Source organism: Dermatobacter hominis (assembly GCF_020715685.1).
In the GTDB taxonomy this organism is placed as follows: domain Bacteria; phylum Actinomycetota; class Acidimicrobiia; order Acidimicrobiales; family Microtrichaceae; genus Dermatobacter; species Dermatobacter hominis.
Genome location: NZ_CP085840.1, coordinates 2,366,925 through 2,380,218 on the forward strand (window position 1 = coordinate 2,366,925; position 13,294 = coordinate 2,380,218).

Consider the following 13,294-nt stretch of genomic DNA (forward strand, 5'->3'; position numbering starts at 1 on the left):
GTCGTTCCTCTCTCAGCGACGCTCCGCCTGGCGGCGGGCGTCGTCCTCGTCGGATCCGCGCTCGGGCCGGGACAGGTCGATGCCCAGCTCCTCGGCAGCACGGAAGAAGTCCTCGTCGAGCTCACGCATCTTGATCTCCTCGCCCGTGCGGGAGAGGACCTCGACGTTCAGGCAGAGCGCCTGCATCTCCTTGATGAGCACCTTGAAGCTCTCGGGGATGCCGGGCTCGGGGATGTTCTCGCCCTTGACGATCGCCTCGTAGACCTTGACGCGGCCGAGGGTGTCGTCGGACTTGATGGTCAGCAGCTCCTGGAGGCAGTACGCCGCGCCGTAGGCCTCGAGCGCCCACACCTCCATCTCACCGAAGCGCTGGCCACCGAACTGGGCCTTACCGCCGAGCGGCTGCTGGGTGATCATGGAGTACGGACCCGTCGAGCGGGCGTGGATCTTGTCGTCCACGAGGTGGGCGAGCTTCAGGATGTAGGCGTAGCCCACGGTCACCGGGTTGTCGTAGCGCTCGCCGGTGCGGCCGTTGTAGAGCGTGGCCTTGCCGTCGGTGCCGATGAGCCGGCCGCCGTCGCCGTAGTCGGGGCGGACCGACTCGGGCTCGACGTTCGAGAAGATCGTCTTGATCGTCGGGTGCTGGCCCGCCATCTCGGTCTCGTCCCACTTGGCGCCGTCGAACACCGGGGTGGCGACGAGCGTGGCGGGACGGGTGGTCGGACGCGTCTTGGTCTCGGTGCCGCGGATGGGCGCCTCGCCCACGTGCTTGTCACCGTCGTCCCAGCCCCAGCGGGCGGCCCAGCCCAGGTGCGTCTCGAGCACCTGGCCCACGTTCATGCGGGAGGGGACGCCGAGCGGGTTCAGGATGATGTCGACCGGGGTGCCGTCCTCGAGGAACGGCATGTCCTCGATCGGCAGGATGCGGGAGATCACGCCCTTGTTGCCGTGGCGGCCGGCGAGCTTGTCCCCGACGGAGATCTTGCGCTTCTGGGCGACGTAGACGCGGACCAGCTGGTTCACGCCCGGGGGCAGCTCGTGCTCGTCGTCGCGGCTGAACACCTTGACGTCGATGACCTTGCCGGACTCGCCGTGGGGCACCTTCAGCGAGGTGTCGCGCACCTCGCGGGCCTTCTCGCCGAAGATCGCTCGGAGCAGCCGCTCCTCGGGCGTGAGCTCGGTCTCGCCCTTGGGGGTGACCTTGCCGACGAGCACGTCGCCCGGGTCGACCTCGGCGCCGACGCGGATGATGCCGCGCTCGTCGAGGTCCATCAGGATCTCCTCGGAGAGGTTCGGGATGTCCCGGGTGATCTCCTCGGGGCCCAGCTTCGTGTCGCGGGCGTCGACCTCGTGCTCGTGGATGTGGATCGACGTCAGGACGTCGTCCTTGACCAGGCGCTCCGAGAGGATGATGGCGTCCTCGAAGTTGTAGCCCTCCCACGGCATGAAGGCGACGAGCAGGTTCTTGCCCAGCGCCAGCTCGCCGTTGTCGGTCGAGGGGCCCTCGGCCAGCACGTCGCCGGCGGACACCTTCTGGCCCTCGGCCACGGCGGGCCGCTGGTTGATGCAGGTGTCCTGGTTCGAGCGCTCGAACTTGTGCAGGCGGTAGGTGACCCGGCCGGCCTTCTTGTAGTCGACGACGATCTGGCTGCCGTCGACGTCGATGACCGTGCCGTCCTCGGCGGCCAGGATCATGTCGGCGGCGTCGCGGGCGGCGCGCACCTCCATGCCGGTGCCGATGTAGGGCGCCTCGGCCCGCAGCAGCGGCACGGCCTGCTTCTGCATGTTGGCGCCCATGAGCGCCCGGTTCGCGTCGTCGTGCTCGAGGAACGGGATCAGCGCGGTGCCGACCGACACGATCTGGCGCGGCGACACGTCCATGAGCTGGACCTCCTCGGGGGCCACCGCGGAGATCTCCGTGGTGGCGCCGAGGAACTCGTCGCGCTCGAGCTGGAGCTTCAGGTCCGACAGCGAGGCGGCCTGCGGCGAGCGCCGCACGAGCACGCGGTCGGCGGTGAACTTGCCGTCGGGACCGATCGGCGTGTTCGCCTGGGCGACGATGTACTCCTCCTCCTCGTCGGCGGGGAGGAACACGATCTCGTCGGTGACCTTGCCGTTCTCGACCTTCCGGTACGGCGTCTCGATGAAGCCGAACTGGTTGACGCGGGCGAAGGTCGCCAGCGCGCCCTGGAGGCCGATGTTCGGACCCTCGGGCGTCTCGATCGGGCACATGCGGCCGTAGTGGCTGAAGTGCACGTCGCGGACCTCGAAGCCCGCCCGCTCACGGCTGAGGCCACCGGGGCCGAGCGCCGAGAGGCGACGGCGGTGGTTCAGGCCCGACAGCGGGTTGACCTGGTCCATGAACTGCGACAGCTGGGAGGTCCCGAAGAACTCCTTGATGGCCGCGACCACCGGGCGGATGTTGATCAGCGTGGTCGGGGTGATCGCCTCGACGTCCTGGGTGGTCATGCGCTCGCGCACGACCCGCTCCATGCGGGACAGGCCGATGCGGACCTGGTTCTGGATGAGCTCGCCGACCGAGCGGATGCGCCGGTTGGCGAAGTGGTCCTGGTCGTCCAGGCGGTAGCCGTGGGTGCCGGCGGCCAGGTTGAGCAGGTACGTCGTCGCGGCGAGGACCTCGCAGCGGCTCAGCACCGGCTGGTCGGGATCGGGCACGTCGAGGAGGCCGGCGAGCTGCGGGAACTGCTCCTGCAGGCGCTCGATCTCCGGGCCGAGCTTGCGGTTCAGCTTGTAGCGCCCGACGCGGCTCAGGTCGTAGCGGCGCGGCTCGAAGAAGGCGTTGTTGAAGTAGTTGCGCGCCGAGTCCACGGTGGCGGGCTCACCCGGGCGGGCCCGCTTGTAGATCTCGATGATCGCCTCCTCCTGGGTGGGGGCGAGCTCGCGGTCCTTCTCCCACTGGCCCTCGAGGAAGTCGAAGTGGCGCACGAAGGCCTCGAGGAACCCGGGGGCGTTCTCCTCGTCGTAGCCGAGGGCGCGCAGCAGCACGAACAGCGAGAGGCGGCGCTTGCGGGCGACGCGGGTGCCGGCCGTCGGGTCCTTGCCGGGCTTCTGCTCGACGTCGAACTCGATCCACTCGCCGCGGTAGGGGTGGATCGTGCCGGTGACCAGCTGGTGCTTGGACAGGTTCCGCAGGCGGAACCGCTCACCCGGCTGGAAGATGACGCCCGGGGACCGGACGAGCTGGCTCACCACGACGCGCTCGGTGCCGTTGATGATGAACGTGCCCTTGTCGGTCATCATCGGGAAGTCCCCCATGAAGACCGTCTGCTCCTTGATCTCGCCGGTGTTGGCGTTCATGAAGCGGGCGCGGGCGAAGATCGGCGCGGAGAAGGTCATGTCCTTCTCCTTGCACTCCTCCACCGTGAACTTGGGCGGAGGGCGCAGGTCCTCGTCGAACGGATCGAACTCCAGCTCGAGGCTGAGGGTCTCGGTGAAGTCCTTGATCGGCGAGATGTCGCGGAACGCATCGGCCAGGCCCTGCTCGACGAACCAGCGGAAGGACTCCCGCTGGATGGCGATCAGGTCCGGGAGGTCGAGGACCTCTTCGAGGTTCGCGAACGAATAGCGGTCGCGGAAGTTGACGCGAGAGGACAAGGAGCTACTCCCTGTTGCTGGGCGAGCGGTGGGCGCTGGGCGGGCGGCGGGTGGTCACCGGGTCCGGGGCGCGCATCGTCGAAGCGGAACTTCCTGGCAGAAGGGGTGCTTCGGATGACGAACGGCAGGGCACGGCAACCGAACAGAATACGCGGACGTACAGGGTCGGTCAAGCAGCCCGGAACAGGCCGACGAGGTCGCAGCCCCTCTTCCTGAGAGGGCACCGCGACGACCGTGGCGTTCGGCTCCGGGGAGCGTACGAAGGCGGCTCCCCGGGGTCAAGCACCCTCGTGGTTCCGCGCCCGCCCCCAAAACGGCGAACTGGCTGTCGCTCTGCCGGCCTGGACCGGAAGAACGACAGCCAGAACGCAGTGCTCGGCGCAGCCGAGCGTCAGGTCACTTGACCTCGACGCTGCCGCCGGCGGCCTCGAGGGCCTCCTTGGCCTTGTCGGCCTCATCCTTGGAGACGCCCTCGAGCACCGGCTTGGGGGCCGACTCCACGAGGTCCTTGGCCTCCTTGAGACCCAGGCTCGTGAGGCCGCGGACCTCCTTGATGACCTGGATCTTCTTGTCGCCGGCGTCGGTCAGCACGACGTCGAAGCTGGTCTTCTCCTCCTCGGCGCCGCCGGCGTCACCGCCGCCGCCACCGGCCGGAGCGGCCGCCGCCACGGCCACCGGGGCCGCCGCGGTCACGCCGAAGCGCTCCTCGAACTCGCTCAGCAGCTCGGAGAGCTCGAGCACCGTCATGCTGGAGATCGCGTCGAGGATCTCTTCCTTGGTCGCCATGTCTGTCACTCCTCTTCCTGTGCGGTGTCGTCGGCGCTCGCCTCGACCGCGTCCCCATCGTCGGGGGTCTCGTCCTGGTCCGTGTCCTCTGCCGGGGCGGCATCTGCCGCCTCGGCCTCAGCGGTGTCCGCTGGATCTGCCTCGGCAGTCGTGTCCGCGTCGTCGTCCGCTGCTGCGGACTCCGTCGCGGGGGCCGCGGTGCTCGCACCGCCCTGCTCGATCAGCGCCTGCAGCGCGTACGCCATCTTCTGGGGGATGGCGTTGAGCAGGCTGGCGAAGTTCTGCATGGGCGCAGCCATGCCACCGGCGAGACGAGCGAGCAGCTCCTCCCGGGGTGCGACCTCCGCCAGGCGCGACAGCGCCGCCTCGTCGAGCAGCGAGTCGCCCAGCACGCCGCCCTTGAGGACCAACAGCGGGTTGGCCTTCGCGAACGTCTTGAGGGCCTTCGCCACCGTCACGACATCGCCCGGCGTGCCGTCGGCCTTGTCGCCGACGAACGTGAGCGCCGTCGGTCCGAGCAGCTGCTCGTCGAGCGCCAGGTCCAACGCCGTCGTGGCCCGCCGCACGAGCGTGTTCTTGTACACGCGGTACTCGCCGCCGGCCTCGCGCAGCGAGGTCCGCAGGTCCTGCAGGTCACGAACCGTCAGGCCGCGGTACTCGGTGATGATCACGGCGTCCGCGTCCTGGAACTTGTCCTTGACCTCGTCCACCACGGCCACCTTGTCCGGCCTCGGGTTCTCCATCTGACACCTCCTTCCGTCATGCTAGGGGGCCGCCTGCTCCCGGGAGGGAGGGCGACCCGCTTCCTGTGGTCGGGATCCGGCGCCCGCAACAGCGGACGCCTCCTCGACCGGCCACAGGGGACGGCGTTCGGATCAGGTGTCCACCTACCCAGGTGGGCCGGTGCCTCGGGTCCGCCGTGGCGGTCCGATGCCGGGCCCGTTCTGCACCGTCCGGTGCGCCGGGGGTCTCTGGCGAGTGTCAGATCTCGTGTCCCCCGGAGGGGGACCGGTCGATGCTACCGGACCGCTCGGGCCCGGCACCACCGCCGAAGGGTCGCGCCGCGGTCGGGGCGGCGCGCCGGTCGGGTCAGCTCTCGAGGCGGGCGACGTCGAGCTGGACGCCCGGGCCCATGGTCGAGCTGAGCGTGACCTTGCGGATGTAGCGGCCCTTGGACGAGCTCGGCTTGGCTTTGATGAGCTCGTCCACGATCGCGGTGAAGTTGGCGACGAGGGCCTCGGAGCCGAAGCTGGCCTTGCCGATGCCGACGTGGACGTTGCCGTTGCGGTCGGTGCGGTACTCGACCTTGCCGCCCTTGAACTCCTCGACCGCCTTGGCGGGGTCGGGGGTCACCGTGCCGGTCTTGGGGTTCGGCATGAGGCCCCGGGGGCCGAGCACCCGGCCCAGGCGGCCGACGAGCGGCATCAGGTCGGGCGTGGCGATCGTGACGTCGAAGTCCAGCATGCCGCCCTCGATCTGGGCGGCCAGGTCCTCGGCGCCGACGAACTCGGCGCCGGCCGCCTCGGCCGCGTTGGCGGCGTCGCCCTGGGCGAACACGGCGACGCGGACGTCCTTGCCGGTGCCCGAGGGGAGCGCGACGGTGCCGCGGATCATCTGGTCGGCCTTGCGGGGGTCGACGCCGAGGCGGACGACCGCCTCGACCGTCTCGTCGAAGCCGGCCGTGGCCAGGCTCTTGACGACGTCGATCGCCTCGTCGGCGGAGTAGTGACGCTCACGGTCGTACCGCTTGGTCGCGTCGAGGTAGCGCTTCCCGTGTGCCATGGTGCGAATCCTTCCGGTTCTCCCTCGTGTGGAACCCGGGTGCCCGGGCGAGGTCCTCCCGGGTGGGGTGTCCGACGACCGGGGCCGTCGGGGTCGTCGGCGGCGTGCGCCGCCGGCGTCGGTCAGACGACCTCGATGCCCATCGAGCGGGCGGTGCCGGCGATCTGGAGCTTCGCGGCGTCCAGGTCGTCGGTGTTGAGGTCGGGCAGCTTGGTCTGGGCGATCTCGGTGAGCTGGGCGTCGGTGATCTTGCCGACGAAGCCCCGGCCCGGGGTCTCGGCCGCCTTGTCGAGGCCGGCGGCCTCGCGGATCAGCACGGGGGCCGGCGGGGTCTTCGTGATGAACGAGAACGTGCGGTCCTCGTAGATCGAGATCTCGACCGGCACGATCGTGCCGCGCTGCGCCTCGGTCCTGGCGTTGTACTCCTTGCAGAAGTCCATGATCGCCACGCCGTGCGGGCCGAGCGCCGTGCCGACGGGCGGCGCCGGCGACGCCTGCCCGGCCGGGATCTGGATCTTGACGATGGCGACGACCTTCTTCTTGGCCATGACTTCACTTTCCTCGGACTTCTGGACGGGTCCGTGTCGCTGCACTGACCCGTGCTGCTGGACGGACCCATGGGGATGGGGATCCCTGCGATGCCCCTCGCGCGGCGAGGTGCCGGAGGGGCACGGGGAGGCCCGCGAGCGGGCCGGACCGACGGACCATTCTGGTCCCCGGCGGGCACCGGCACAACCCGGGCCCCGGGCGGCGCAGGCCGCGACCGGGGCCCCGGCGTGCGATCAGAGCTTGGCGACCTGGGAGAACTCGAGCTCGACCGGCGTCTCGCGGCCGAAGATGTTGACCAGCACCTTGACCTTGAGCTGGTCCTCGTTGATCTCGACGATCTCGCCCGAGAAGTCCGCGAACGGACCCTCCTTGACCCGCACCGTCTCGTTGATCTCGTACTCGAGGCGGGGCCGGGTGGACTTGCTGGGCACGCTCTCCTGCGTCTCGTCCTTGACCTGCAGGAAGTTCTCGACGTCCTTGCGGGGCAGCGGCTGGGGCTTGTTGCCGGCGCCCACGAACCCCGTCACGCCCGGCGTGTTGCGGATCACGTACCAGCTGTCGTCGTCGAGCGAGCAGCGCACCAGCAGGTAGCCGGGGAACATCTTCTTCTGGACGACGACCTTCTTGCCCTGCTTGAACTCGACGACGTCCTCCATCGGGATGACGACCTCGTGGATCCGGGACTCCATGTTCATCGACGCCCGGCGGGCCTCGATGTTCTGGCGGACCTTGTTCTCGTAGCCGGACTGGGTGTGCAGCACGTACCACTTGCCGGGGCGGTCGTAGGGCGACTCGGGCTTGGGGGCCGGGGCCTCCTCCTCGAGCAGCTCCTCCTCGTCGAGCACCTCGGCGTCGGCCGCTGCGTCAGCCTCGGCGGCCACCGCCTCGTCGACCAGCTCCTCGGCGACCTCCTCCGCGACCGCGTCGGCGGCGATCTCCTCGACGGCCTCCTCGGCGACCTCGTCCTCGGCCTCGTCCAGGATCGCCTCGGCCTCGGCCAGCTCGTCGAGCGCGGCGTCGAGCTCGGCGGGGGCCTCGACCAGCACGCCGTCGGGCTCGATGTCCTCCACCTCGGCGATCGCCTCGACGGCATCGGTCGCGGCGTCGTCGCCCTCGACGTCGGCGATCAGCTCCTCGACCTCGGCCTCGTTCTCGACGGCCGCCTCCAGGGCGTCCTCCGCACCGTCGTCGGCGGTCGCTGCGACGTTCACGTTCTCGTCAGTCATCGTTCCTCTTCGCTGCGCTCGGTCGGCAGCAGTCTCAGTACGTCGTCGGGCTCAGCGCAGCACCGGCCGCGCCGGTGGAGGCCGTGCCGGGATCGAGCACGATCCGGAACAGCTCGCCGAAGACGTAGTCGATCGCGAACACCCCGGCCGTGAAGATGATCAGCGCCACCAGGACGATCATCGAGTAGCGGATGACCTCCTGGCGCGTCGGCCACGAGACCTTCTTGAGCTCCGCCCGGACCTCCCGGACGAACTCGAGGGGCTTCGTCCGCTCGGTCTTCAGGTTCTGGGCCGGCGCCCTGCGATCGCGCGTCGCCTGCGAGCCGTCGGCATTGACCTGCCCGGCCCGCTGCGCGGCGCGCTTCTGCTCTCGGTTCATCGCCATCGTCGGGGACCTCTTCGAAGGTGTTGAGCAGGGCAGGAGGGACTCGAACCCCCAACCGCCGGTTTTGGAGACCGGTGCTCTACCAATTGAGCCACTGCCCTGAGCCGCCGTCCGCTCGGTCCACGCGCATGGCTGCGCCAGACCTCGCGAGCGACGTCAGGGGGCCACGATAGACGCGCGACCACCCCCGCCACGACTCGCGCCCGCAGACGATCGCCGCCGGCGGGCCCACCGTCACCCTCACCCGGCCAGCGACGGCGACCGGCGGGACCGGCTCGCGATCAGGACCGCACCGACGACGCCGGCCACCGTCACCCTCACCCGGCCAGCGACGGCGACCGGCGGGACCGGCTCGCGATCAGGACCGCACCGACGACGCCGGCCACCGTCGCGGCGCCCGCACCGACGGCGTAGGCGACCCGGCGGCGGCGCAGGAGCGACCGCACGGCGTGGCGCTCCCCCACCTCCTCGACGGCGGCGAGGACGTCGGTCAGGACCCCGGGCGCCGGCTCCAGGACCTCGCTCCGCAGCGAGCGCATCGTGCGGAGCACCCGCCGGTACTGGACCAGCTCGGCCTGGCAGCGGAGGCAGTGCTCGACGTGGGCCCGCATGTCCGACGGCAGCACCACCGAGCCGTCCGACATGGCGGGCAGCAGGGGCGCCACCTCGTCACAGCGCACGGCCGGGCACCTCGGACAGCTCGGGGAACACGTCGGCACGAAGGCGGTGCCGCGCCCGGTGCAGGCGCACCTTGGCGGCGGTGACCGAGATCCCGAGCTCTGCGGCGATGTCCTCGTGCGGGAGCTCGTAGACGTCGCGCAGCACGACGACGGCCCGCAGCTTGGGCGGGAGCTGCCCGAGCGCCAGGAGCAGGCGGTCGCGGAGATCGCCGGCGTCGGCCACGAGGGCAGGGTCGTTCTCGAGCCGCGGGTCGACGATGGGGGTGTCGTCGTGGAGCTCGTCGTGGCGGTGCTTGCGGCTCCGACCGGCCTGCGTCATCGCCACGTTGGCGGTGATCCGGTACATCCAGGTGGAGAACCGGGCGTCGCCCCGGAACCCGTCGAGGCTCCGGTAGGCCCGGAGGTAGGCCTCCTGGGTGACGTCGCGGGCATCCTCGGCGCAGCCGGTCAGGTGGAGCGCGAGGGAGTACGTGTCGCGGTGGGTCGCCTCGACGAGCCGGGCGAACGCGGCCTGGTCCCCCGCCCGGGCGGCGGTCACGTCGGCGGCCATCGGGTCGGTCGGCTCCGGGACCGGGTCGCCGTCGACGACCACCCGCAGCCGGGCACGGGCGCCGACGAGCGGCTCGGCGGCCACGGGCGAGGAGGGTTCGCTCACCCCCGCCACCCTACGCGGCGGCTCTCCGCCGTCCGGACCACCCCCGTCGCCCCGATCCACTCGGGCGATCCGGTCGGACGACCGTCGCCCGGACGCGCCACGGGCGCCGCCCGGAGGCAGCGCCCGTCGGTGGCCGGCGAGGTCGCGACCCGCTCGGGTCAGCGCCCGCTCGTGCTCAGCGGGTCTCCTTGTGGACCGTGTGCTTGCGGTCCCAGCGGCAGTACTTCTTGAGCTCGATGCGCTCGCGGTCGTTCACCTTCGACTTGTTGGTGATGTAGTTGCGGCGCTTGCACTCGGTGCACTCGAGGGTCACGGCGACCCGCTTGTCGGAGGCCATGGCTCCCACTTCCTTCTGCTGTGGACTGGCTGCTGTGGACTGGCTGCGATCTGGTGCCCCGACGGCTCGGCCGTCGGAGGGGACCTGTCAGTTTGGTCCGTGCGGGGCCCGGCCGACAAGCCGCCCTGCCCGTCGGGCCGACCCGGCCCCGGACGTGACGGAGGCCCCCGACGCCGGCCCGTGGCGGCGGGAGCCTCCGATCGTGGACCTCGCGGCCCTCGGTCGACCGGCGGGACGACGCCCGCGGTCAGTTCGTCAGGATGACGGTCAGGTCACTTGAGGATCTTGGTGACGCGACCAGCGCCCACCGTCCGACCACCCTCACGGATCGCGAACTTCAACCCCTCATCCATCGCGATCGGAGCGATCAACTCCACCGTCACCTCGGTGTTGTCACCCGGCATCACCATCTCGGTCCCCGACGGCAACGCGATCGTCCCCGTCACATCCGTCGTCCGGAAGTAGAACTGCGGCCGATAGTTCGAGAAGAACGGCTTGTGACGACCACCCTCCTCCTTCGTCAACACGTACACGTTCGCCTCGAACTCGGTGTGCGGCGTGATCGAACCAGGCTTCGCCAACACCTGACCCCGCTGCACATCCTCCTTGTCGATGCCCCGCAGCAACGCACCGATGTTGTCACCCGCCTGCCCCTCATCGAGCAACTTGCGGAACATCTCCACACCCGTGCACGTCGTCTTCTGCGTCGCCTTCAACCCGACGATCTCGATCTCATCACCGGTGTGGATCACACCCTGCTCCACCTTGCCGGTCACCACCGTCCCACGACCCGTGATCGTGAACACATCCTCGATCGGCATCAGGAACGGCTTGTCCAGATCACGCTCCGGCTCCGGCACGAACTCATCCACCGCAGCCATCAGCTCCATCACCTGATCCTGCGCCGAACCATCACCCTCGAGAGCCTGCAACGCCGACACCCTCACCACCGGCGCATCATCACCATCGAACTCGTACTCCGACAGCAGCTCCCGAACCTCCATCTCCACCAGCTCGAGCAGCTCCTCGTCATCGACCATGTCGACCTTGTTCAACGCCACCACGATCGCCGGCACACCCACCTGACGCGCCAACACCACATGCTCACGCGTCTGCGGCATCGGACCATCGGTCGCCGCCACCACCAGGATCGCCCCATCCACCTGAGCAGCACCCGTGATCATGTTCTTGATGTAATCAGCGTGACCCGGCATGTCCACATGCGCGTAATGACGGTTGTCCGTCTCATACTCCACATGCGACACGTTGATCGTGATCCCACGCTCCCGCTCCTCAGGAGCCTTGTCGATGTTCTCGAACTCCGTGAACGAGTTCCCCGCCACACGATCCGCCAACGTCTTCGTGATCGCCGCCGTCAACGTCGTCTTCCCATGATCGATGTGACCCATCGTCCCCACGTTCACATGGGGCTTGTTCCGCTCGAACTTCTCCTTCGCCATGACAGGCACTCACTTTCATCAAACGGCACAACGGCCGGGTCACACTGGTGGGATGTTGAAACTTGCTTGGGTAGCGGCGGTCAGACTCGAACTGACGACCCCTCGATTATGAGCCGAGTGCTCTCACCAACTGAGCTACGCCGCCCGGCGTCGGGGGCGACGAACGCCCCCGGGCGAGCCCCCTGTCAGAATCGAACTGACGACCTCTTCCTTACCATGGAAGCGCTCTGCCGACTGAGCTAAGGAGGCGTGGACCGGCGGACTGGCCGTCGGACCGACCGCCGAGACTAGCGAGCGGGGCCACGCACCCACAACCGCCCAAGGCCGGGGCCACAGGCCCGGCGGGGCGGTCCGCACCGCACCGGCCAGGCGGTCCGGGTGCGCGGTCGGGACGGCGCTCGGTGGGCGGTCCGGGGCCGGGCGGAGCCCCTCGGGGACCTCTGGGCGACGTTGCCCAGGGCCGTGGGCCGATCGGCTCAAGGTCCCCGCCCCAACGGCCGATGCCCCGACCGTGCAGTTCGAACGACTTGTCATCGAGAACGGGGCCAACTCCGTCTCCTTCGACCTCCACCCGCGCCTCACCGTGATCGCCGGGCTCTCCCAGATGGAGCGCGACGGGCTCGTCAACGAGTTCGTCGGCGCCCTGGGCAACTCCCGCTCCGGCATCCACCTCGAGCTCGTCGCGGGCAACGGGAACCGGTTCGCCGTGTTCCGGCCCAACGCCGCCCCCCACCGGGTGATCGACGTCGACAACCGGCTCGACGTGACCCAGCAGTTCAGCGACGCCACCGGCTCGATCGACCTCCTGTCCCGTGCCGGCCTCGACGCCCGGACGGCTCGACGGGTCATGCGCTTCGGCGCCCAGGACCTCGCCGAGACCACCGAGCGGGGCGCGTACATCCAGCAGCTGGCCCGGATCGAGCAGAACGAGCTGTGGTCGGCGGCCGAGGCGCTCGTGATCGCCGACCGCCGCCTCGAGGAGGAGGCCGACGCCGTCGGCTCCAGCGTCGAGGACGCCGAGGTCATCGAGCGGATCGAGCACCACCACGAGCAGTTCGAGCGCTCCCAGGCCGACAGCGAGAAGGTCCGCCGCCTGACGTTCCTGGCGGCCGGCTTCGCCGCCCTGCTCGCCGTGCCGGCGGCCGCGCTCATCGGGACCGCCGCGGTGATCCCGCTCGGGCTCGTCGCCCTGGCCGCCGTCGGCGTCTCGATCGTCTACTGGCAGCGCATGGAGCGGGCCCGGGCCGCCGAGGAGGCCGCACTGGCCGACGCCGGGGCGCAGTCCTACCTGGGCTTCCACCTGCAGCGGGTGAACAGCCTGCTCAGCTCCGACCTCGGTCGCCAGCGGCTCATCCGGGCCGCCGAGGAGCACCGCCAGGCCGCCCAGCGCTGGCACGCGCTGGCCGGCGAGGTCGACGTGAACTGGGCGATCGCCAACCGGGCCGAGATCACCTCGGCCGCCCGGCTCCGTGCCGACGTCCAGCCGTTCCTCACCCCCGAGGACCCGGCCGGCGGCGACCAGACCGCCGCGGCGGCGCACGCCGTGCTCGGCCGGCTCGAGCAGCTGCGGAGCCTCGGCCCCGGCTGGGAGAGCTTCCCGGCCCTGCTCGACGAGCCGTTCCAGCAGCTCGACAAGTCGATCCTGCCCGCGATGCTCGAGCTGCTCGTCCGCAGCTCGGAGCACCAGCAGATCATCCTGCTGAGCGAGTCGGCCGCCGTGGCCGAGTGGGCCCGGGTCGAGGCGATGACCGGCGCCATCGGGGTGATCGAGCCGAGCTCGATCGTCCGTCCGACCTCCGCCGTCTGACCGACCTCCGCC

Annotated in this window: 12 protein-coding genes and 3 tRNA genes; 1 reads left to right on the forward strand and 14 read right to left on the reverse strand. The window is 70.0% G+C overall.

What is annotated here, in order from left to right; genetic code table 11:
• Window positions 1-12 precede the first annotated feature (12 nt).
• The 14 genes from rpoB to LH044_RS11145 form a co-directional block, all read right to left on the reverse strand.
• The gene (gene rpoB / locus LH044_RS11080; protein ID WP_227755651.1) at window positions 13-3,615 is read right to left on the reverse strand and encodes a DNA-directed RNA polymerase subunit beta; all 3,603 of its coding nucleotides are present in this window, start codon (window positions 3,613-3,615) and stop codon (window positions 13-15) included.
• Between the two features lie 396 nt (window positions 3,616-4,011).
• The gene (gene rplL, locus LH044_RS11085; protein WP_227755652.1) at window positions 4,012-4,401 is read right to left on the reverse strand and encodes a 50S ribosomal protein L7/L12; all 390 of its coding nucleotides are present in this window, start codon (window positions 4,399-4,401) and stop codon (window positions 4,012-4,014) included.
• A 5-nt stretch (window positions 4,402-4,406) separates the two neighbouring features.
• Complete coding sequence (rplJ, locus tag LH044_RS11090; RefSeq protein ID WP_227755653.1) at window positions 4,407-5,144, reverse strand: 50S ribosomal protein L10; 738 nt, start codon at window positions 5,142-5,144, stop codon at window positions 4,407-4,409.
• Between the two features lie 346 nt (window positions 5,145-5,490).
• Entirely contained in the window at window positions 5,491-6,183 is a 693-nt protein-coding gene (gene rplA / locus LH044_RS11095; protein WP_227755654.1) for a 50S ribosomal protein L1, read from the reverse strand.
• A gap of 122 nt (window positions 6,184-6,305) precedes the next feature.
• The gene (gene rplK / locus LH044_RS11100) at window positions 6,306-6,731 is read right to left on the reverse strand and encodes a 50S ribosomal protein L11 (protein ID WP_227755655.1); all 426 of its coding nucleotides are present in this window, start codon (window positions 6,729-6,731) and stop codon (window positions 6,306-6,308) included.
• A 234-nt stretch (window positions 6,732-6,965) separates the two neighbouring features.
• Window positions 6,966-7,958 (reverse strand): transcription termination/antitermination protein NusG, encoded by a 993-nt coding sequence (nusG, locus tag LH044_RS11105; RefSeq protein ID WP_227755656.1) that lies wholly within the window; start codon window positions 7,956-7,958, stop codon window positions 6,966-6,968.
• Between the two features lie 34 nt (window positions 7,959-7,992).
• Complete coding sequence (secE, locus tag LH044_RS11110; RefSeq protein WP_227755657.1) at window positions 7,993-8,343, reverse strand: preprotein translocase subunit SecE; 351 nt, start codon at window positions 8,341-8,343, stop codon at window positions 7,993-7,995.
• Between the two features lie 28 nt (window positions 8,344-8,371).
• A tRNA-Trp gene (locus tag LH044_RS11115) sits at window positions 8,372-8,444 on the reverse strand.
• A 216-nt stretch (window positions 8,445-8,660) separates the two neighbouring features.
• A complete protein-coding gene (locus tag LH044_RS11120; protein WP_227755658.1) occupies window positions 8,661-9,023 on the reverse strand; it encodes an anti-sigma factor in 363 nt (120 codons plus the stop codon).
• On the reverse strand, window positions 9,013-9,678 hold the full coding sequence (locus LH044_RS11125) for an RNA polymerase sigma factor (RefSeq protein WP_227755659.1): 666 nt from the start codon (window positions 9,676-9,678) through the stop codon (window positions 9,013-9,015). Before LH044_RS11125 ends, LH044_RS11120 begins: the two co-directional genes overlap by 11 nt.
• Before the next feature lie 175 nt (window positions 9,679-9,853).
• Entirely contained in the window at window positions 9,854-10,015 is a 162-nt protein-coding gene (gene rpmG, locus LH044_RS11130) for a 50S ribosomal protein L33 (protein WP_227755660.1), read from the reverse strand.
• Window positions 10,016-10,287: 272 nt separating this feature from the next.
• Window positions 10,288-11,475 (reverse strand): elongation factor Tu, encoded by a 1,188-nt coding sequence (gene tuf, locus LH044_RS11135; RefSeq protein WP_227755646.1) that lies wholly within the window; start codon window positions 11,473-11,475, stop codon window positions 10,288-10,290.
• Between the two features lie 71 nt (window positions 11,476-11,546).
• A tRNA-Met gene (locus LH044_RS11140) sits at window positions 11,547-11,620 on the reverse strand.
• Window positions 11,621-11,651: 31 nt separating this feature from the next.
• A tRNA-Thr gene (locus tag LH044_RS11145) sits at window positions 11,652-11,724 on the reverse strand.
• A 262-nt stretch (window positions 11,725-11,986) separates the two neighbouring features.
• On the opposite strand from LH044_RS11145, the gene LH044_RS11150 reads away from it, so the two are divergent.
• Entirely contained in the window at window positions 11,987-13,282 is a 1,296-nt protein-coding gene (locus tag LH044_RS11150) for a hypothetical protein (protein WP_227755661.1), read from the forward strand.
• The last annotated feature ends 12 nt before the right edge of the window (window positions 13,283-13,294 follow it).

Coding starts and splice junctions, on each gene's coding strand:
- rplL (WP_227755652.1), bottom strand. CDS start 4,401: ATGGCGACCAAGGAAGAGATCCTCGACGCGATCTCCAGCATGACGGTG.
- rplJ (WP_227755653.1), bottom strand. CDS start 5,144: ATGGAGAACCCGAGGCCGGACAAGGTGGCCGTGGTGGACGAGGTCAAG.
- rplA (WP_227755654.1), bottom strand. CDS start 6,183: ATGGCACACGGGAAGCGCTACCTCGACGCGACCAAGCGGTACGACCGT.
- rplK (WP_227755655.1), bottom strand. CDS start 6,731: ATGGCCAAGAAGAAGGTCGTCGCCATCGTCAAGATCCAGATCCCGGCC.
- nusG (WP_227755656.1), bottom strand. CDS start 7,958: ATGACTGACGAGAACGTGAACGTCGCAGCGACCGCCGACGACGGTGCG.
- secE (WP_227755657.1), bottom strand. CDS start 8,343: ATGGCGATGAACCGAGAGCAGAAGCGCGCCGCGCAGCGGGCCGGGCAG.
- rpmG (WP_227755660.1), bottom strand. CDS start 10,015: ATGGCCTCCGACAAGCGGGTCGCCGTGACCCTCGAGTGCACCGAGTGC.
- tuf (WP_227755646.1), bottom strand. CDS start 11,475: ATGGCGAAGGAGAAGTTCGAGCGGAACAAGCCCCATGTGAACGTGGGG.